The organism is Methanobrevibacter sp. (assembly GCF_045220775.1).
GTDB lineage: Archaea > Methanobacteriota > Methanobacteria > Methanobacteriales > Methanobacteriaceae > Methanocatella.
In genome coordinates this window covers 1-5,755 of the sequence record NZ_JBGUWC010000034.1, presented here as the reverse complement: position 1 = coordinate 5,755, position 5,755 = coordinate 1, and the positions used below count along the sequence as shown (strand labels likewise).

At 37.9% G+C, this 5,755-nt stretch carries 8 protein-coding genes; 2 read left to right on the top strand and 6 right to left on the bottom strand.

What is annotated here, in order from left to right:
* On the bottom strand, positions 1-706 hold a 706-nt coding region (locus ACJROP_RS01705; RefSeq protein ID WP_406533771.1), incomplete at its 3' end, for a 2-amino-3,7-dideoxy-D-threo-hept-6-ulosonate synthase.
* A gap of 335 nt (positions 707-1,041) precedes the next feature.
* Here ACJROP_RS01705 and ACJROP_RS01700 point away from each other — a divergent pair.
* The gene (locus tag ACJROP_RS01700) at positions 1,042-1,623 is read left to right on the top strand and encodes a GNAT family N-acetyltransferase (RefSeq protein ID WP_406533770.1); all 582 of its coding nucleotides are present in this window, start codon (positions 1,042-1,044) and stop codon (positions 1,621-1,623) included.
* A gap of 19 nt (positions 1,624-1,642) precedes the next feature.
* Here ACJROP_RS01700 and ACJROP_RS01695 read toward each other — a convergent pair whose 3' ends face one another.
* From ACJROP_RS01695 to ACJROP_RS01675, 5 genes are all read right to left on the bottom strand, one after another.
* Positions 1,643-1,801 (bottom strand): hypothetical protein, encoded by a 159-nt coding sequence (locus tag ACJROP_RS01695; RefSeq protein WP_406533769.1) that lies wholly within the window; start codon positions 1,799-1,801, stop codon positions 1,643-1,645.
* 131 nt (positions 1,802-1,932) lie between these two features.
* On the bottom strand, positions 1,933-2,445 hold the full coding sequence (locus tag ACJROP_RS01690) for a class I SAM-dependent methyltransferase (RefSeq protein WP_406533768.1): 513 nt from the start codon (positions 2,443-2,445) through the stop codon (positions 1,933-1,935).
* Positions 2,438-3,277 (bottom strand): pantoate kinase, encoded by an 840-nt coding sequence (locus tag ACJROP_RS01685; protein WP_406533767.1) that lies wholly within the window; start codon positions 3,275-3,277, stop codon positions 2,438-2,440. The genes ACJROP_RS01690 and ACJROP_RS01685 overlap by 8 nt, the downstream gene beginning before the upstream one ends.
* 32 nt (positions 3,278-3,309) lie before the next feature.
* Positions 3,310-3,816: a flavodoxin gene (locus tag ACJROP_RS01680; protein ID WP_406533766.1), complete on the bottom strand. Its 507-nt coding sequence runs from the start codon at positions 3,814-3,816 to the stop codon at positions 3,310-3,312.
* A 111-nt stretch (positions 3,817-3,927) separates the two neighbouring features.
* Entirely contained in the window at positions 3,928-5,151 is a 1,224-nt protein-coding gene (locus ACJROP_RS01675) for an FprA family A-type flavoprotein (protein WP_406533765.1), read from the bottom strand.
* Positions 5,152-5,239: 88 nt separating this feature from the next.
* Here ACJROP_RS01675 and ACJROP_RS01670 point away from each other — a divergent pair.
* On the top strand, positions 5,240-5,755 hold a 516-nt coding region (locus ACJROP_RS01670; protein WP_406533764.1), incomplete at its 3' end, for a histidinol phosphate phosphatase domain-containing protein.

Below are 5,755 nucleotides of genomic sequence, written 5' to 3'. Positions count from 1 at the left end.
CAGCCTGGAAGAGGTTACGTCCGAATGCAACTCCTGCACCGCCGACTTCAAGGGATTCCTTTACCATTACCAATAATTCCTCATCGGTGTCAATTTTCGGACCGCCTGCAATGACTACAGGAACGATTGCTCCTTCAACGACTTCCCTGAAGGAATCAGGGTCTCCGGTATAGTTGGTTTTTACGATGTCCACACCAAGTTCGGATCCTACACGTGCGGCATGTTTAACAAACTCTACGTCATGCTCGTTTTCCACTTTCTGGCCTCTAGGATACATCATAGCTAAAAGAGGCATTCCCCAGTAGTCGCATGTTTCGGCCACTTCACCTAACTCCTGCAACATTTGGCTTTCGGTTTCTGAACCTAAGTTAACGTGAATGGATACTGCATCTGCTCCGAGCTGGATTGCCTTTTCAACGCTTGTTACGGTTACCTTATTGTTTGGATCCGGCGCAAGTGAAGTACTTGCTGACAAGTGAACAATAAGTCCAATATCCTTACCGTAACCACGGTGCCCTTGCTTTACGATACCTTTGTGCATCAAAATCGCATCTGCTCCTCCTTGAGCAATTTCATCAACAGTCTCATCCATATCAATGATTCCCGGAATAGGTCCGCTTGATACACCATGATCCATCGGTGCAATAACAGTCCTTCCGGTATTTCTATTAATGATTCTTTCTAAACGAATCTTTTTACCTATCATCTATAAAACCTCGCTTTACTTATGAATTATATTTTTCTTAATCAAGGTATATAATAGTTATTGTACATAAGTTGACAGTTAAATAAAATAATTTAATTAAAATTGGATAGATTGTTAAAATAGTGTATCATATATTTGATAAAATCCATTTTTTAGAAGAAATATTATTCATTTATCAAATATAATCACCAAGTTTTAACTAAATATTAATTTCTCAAAAAAATAATTAATTTAAAATCAGTATTATGACTAAAATATAATTTTATAAGACTAAATCAATATTTAAAGCATAAATAAGTTAAAAATAAATAATTAAAGATTTAATATTGATTATTATGAAAATTAAAGATATTATTGAAAATTATTATTTTGAAACTTTAAATGAAAATCATGATTTAAGTGATTTTGATTGTGGTGATGAAGATTTAAATGGATTCTTGAAAAAAGATGCACTATCACAACAAAAAGAAAATCTGAATATTACGAAACTTATAATCTATGAAGGAAAAATATTAGGATTTACTTCCATTTTAACAGATGCATTACCACTAAAAAATATTAATGAAAAAAATCTAAGACTAAAAATTAAAGACAGATTAGGAGTTAAATCAAAAAATAGAAATGTACCTGCCGTTAAAATCGGAAGATTAGCGATAGATAAAAAATATGCCGGAAAAGGATTAGGTAGTCATATATTAAGAAATATATTGTACAGTTTAAAGGTACTTGCAGAAAATTATTTAGGATTCAGATTTATAGTTGTTGAAGGTTATGCAAAGGCTTTTAATTTTTATGTTGCTAAAAATGGATTCGAATATTTAAATAAAGATTACGAAAAAGTAAAGAATATTGATTTCATATCCCAAAGAGACCCAACAAAAAAATTTTATTTATATTTAGATCTCGAAAAAATATGAATCAATTTTTAAATATATTTTATTTTGGCGGTTCATCCCAAAGATAAACAATTCTTTGTGATTTCATTTTTTTACTTAATTCTTTCTGTTTTTCAGTTGGTGGGTCAAGCATGTGATTTAAAAATTCAGTAGCTTCATCACCTTCTAAAATTGGGGTATCCCCAATAGGAGTTGCCATAAAAAATACCTCTTTTTACTTGTTAAATTCAAATATATCACCAATCATTTATATAATTTTGCTTTAAACGATTATAAAATTGTTTTAGGTCTAAAAAATTGCTTTGAAAAAACCATACTATTTAAACTTAACTATTTTTTGAGTTTCGGTGTCCAAAGGTCAAATTCCTTAATCAATGGAGGAATGCCGGAATCATGATAGGTTTCAAGATATCCCTCTTCACAGGATATCTCCTCTCCGCTGCCTGTTGCAGAGTTGAAGAATTCAAGAATGCCACGGTTCCTGATAATGGTATGTTTGGGCTTGAATGTGCTTGACCAGATATAGAACACCTTAAAGACAGTGTCAGGGTGATAGCCTCCGCCCAAATCAATCGCAAGAATATCACATGACTGGGTTATCTTAAACGCTTCGCCGATTATCTCATGTCTTCTAACGTCTCCTGAAATGAAATCGACGTCCAGTTTTGCCATCTCATCCACCGCTTCGGGTGAGTTGTCGACTGCGATGATACTGCAGCCTTGCGGAATCAGTCTTGTTGTTCCTCCAAGATGGCAGCCCAATTCGATTACAGTATCCCCGGATTCTACCAAATCAAGCAGATCATTTCTGTAGTTTTTAATGTCATAGCTGAGTTTAATCATAAACTATCCCAATGTTGTTGAGTTTATCTATATGCAAGTCTTCAACATCCAGGTTTTTGAATGCATCTTCATTATACGCAAATGCAAATACTGTATTTCCAAGCATAGCCATGGAACTGCCCAAAATATCGTCCCTGGAATTAAAATAATCAACCAGATTCCTGACTTCATCTGACATCAGGTTTGTCTCATCAGCAAATTTCTTCGAATATTCAAGGAAATTTTCCAGGCTGGGATTTTCTTCAAACAATTCCAGATATTTGAATCCCACATCCGAAATAACCTTCTTGTGGTGTGAATCCTGAATGACTTCAGCGGTATTGATTGGCCCGAATGTCTTCCATGCAATGTAAACGTCATGCTCAAACGATTCTATCTCGCCGATACCCGGTGCGCCCGGCTGGGTTCTCAAAACCAATCCATGGCCAGTTTGAGCTATCACATCACCCAATCCCGCAGAGAGATTTACTTCAGCCTTGTGGGCAATCTGACCGCACAGCTCCTGTGAATATCCCAAATCCAAAAATTCATTTAAAGCCAGAGATAAGCTTAATGCGGAAGCCGCTGAGGTCCCGAATCCTGCACCGACAGGAAGCTGGATATCCTGTGTAATCTTAAAATCGGTTTCAATCTCAAGAATGCCCAAGACTTCATTGATTACCGTATCATCTGCCTGATTGACTTCGATTGTCAATTCATCTGCAGGTGAAATTGTAGTCCTGACACCCTTTGAAAGCAGAAATCCGACTCCGAGAGATCCATTTTTAAGGCTGACTTCATGATTTTCTATTGTAAAAAACCCGGTAATATGACCCGGTACAAAAACACTCATATTATCTAATTTGTCTTTAATTCAATTAAAACCTATTCATCAATCCATGCCTTTACTGTATCCTTTACATCATAGACGCTGGCTCCTGGAATTGAAAGGCCGTTTTTGATGTCTGCGCCTTGGCACAATTTCTTCAAATCCTTTTGTGATGAGCCGAATCCGGAACCTTCATGGGTTACGAACGGCTTGACTGTCTTGCCGTTGAAATCCAGTTTCTCAAGCTGTGTAAACATCGGCATCGGAAGGGTTCCCCACCAGTTAGGAAATCCTATATAAACTGTATCATAGGATGAGATGTCATCTAAGGATTGCTTGAGTTCAGGCCTTGCATCCTTTTGCTGCTCCTTTTTTGCAACATCGATGCATTCCATATAGTCTGCAGGGTATTCGACTGCTGGTTCGACCTTGAACAAATCGGCAGAGGTGAATTCCTGAATATATTCAGCAATCACTTCGGTATTTCCCTTTTCAATGTTTTTAAGTTCGCCTCCGAAATAGTTTTCACCGCTTCTTGAAAAATAAATCACTAAATCTGACATAAGATAACCTCTTAATTTAATATTTAAATATTCTACAATATAATATTTAAATGTTGCTAATCGCAACAATTTTATTAGCTAAATAAAAAAAAGAAAAAATAGTCAAAAAGACTATTCCTTAATAGAACGAGCTAATTCTGCACCTTTTTCGAATGCTTCAGCCAAGACATCCTCATCAGGCACAAACAATACATCCATAGTGTCGGTTACGGTAAATCCTGCTTCTTCCAAATCCCTTTGAAGTTTGGCAACGGCTCCTCCACCCCATCCTTTGGATGAGAATATCAAAGCGCTTTTTTCGCTTCCGGTTCCTTTGAAGTTGACGCAGTCGAGCCAGTACATCATGTTACCGATTCTTGGGAATGCCTTGTTCATCATGGTCGGAGCGCCCAAAGCGATAGCCTTGGAGTCGAGAATGTCTGTAATTACATCATCCGGACCGTCTTCCTGCATGAAGTACATTACCGCTTCCACGCCTTCACTCATGATACCTTCAGCAATCTGGAACGCCAACTTTTCGGTTGAATGATGCATGGTATCATAGATAATTGTAATCTTGTCTTTGCATACGCCGGATCCCCATTCGGAGTATTTCTCTACGATTGGAGCAGGGTTTTTCCAGATTTGACCGTGACATGGTGCAATCATCTTGATTTCATTGATTAAACCAGTATCGTTTAATTCCTGCAATTTCATTCGAAGCATTGGAGAGCCTAATGTTACAAGGTTAGCATAATACTTTTGAGCTTCCCTTAATAAGTATTCGGTATCGTAATCCTCATCGAATCTTTTGGAGCGGCATACGTGCTGACCGAATGCATCGTTTGAGAACAGAATACCCTCTTCAGCCAAGAAGGTAAACATTGTGTCCGGCCAGTGAAGCATAGGAGCTGAAATGAATTTCAGGGTCCTTCCGCCGATGTCAAGTTCATCACCGGTAGCTACTGCATTAAGTTCCAAGTCTGAGAAATTGTGATATTGGGCTTCAAGGAAGTTGATACAGTTCTGTGAAGCGTAAATTTCTGCATCAGGGTTGTATTCCTCGATGGTTTGTCTTAAGAATGTTGAGTGGTCCATTTCAGAGTGGTTTTGAACAAATACGTCAATCTTGAATTCTTTTCCTTCCTGTTCAAAAGCGTCTTTCACTCTTGCATCGAACTGTTCGAACATTCCCCTGTAAACGTTATCGATCAATACGGTTTTCTCCTCACCAAATACCAAATAAGCATTATATGTGGTTCCTGGAATTCCATATCCGTGGAATGTTCTGCTATTCCAGTGGATGACACCAACCCAGTAAACACCATCAGCTATTTTTACTGCCTTTGCTTTCATTTTTATAACCTCAATCTAATTTAAGTTATATAAATTTATATTCTATGTATTATATAAAATATTATATTTAATGCTGAGAGGTTATATTTTGAACAAAAGAATCGATTTACATATGCACAGTCTATTCAGTGACGGAGAATTGTTGCCTTCCGAACTTGCAAGAAGGGCCTTGAAATTAAATCATGAAGCAATAGCCATTACAGACCATGTCGACTGGTCAAACGTTGAAACAATTCCTGCTATTCAGGATGCCATCGATGACATCAATGCCAATTGGGACATCACAGTCGTTTTGGGAGCCGAAGTTACCCACGCACCGATTGAATCCATTGACGGAATAGCCGCCCGTGCAAAGGAATTGGGGGCAAAGATTGTCGTGGTTCACGGAGAGACATTGAACGAACCTGTTACCCCTGGTACCAACAGGGCCGCAGTGGAATCCGAAAACATTGACATTTTAGGCCATCCGGGCTTGATTACAATTGAAGAGGCTGAGCTTGCAAAGGAAAAGGGAATTTATCTTGAAATTTCAGCCCGCCAAGGGCATTGCCTTGGAAACGGACACGTCGCAAGCGTTGCCCGTGAAGTCGGAAACAAATTATTG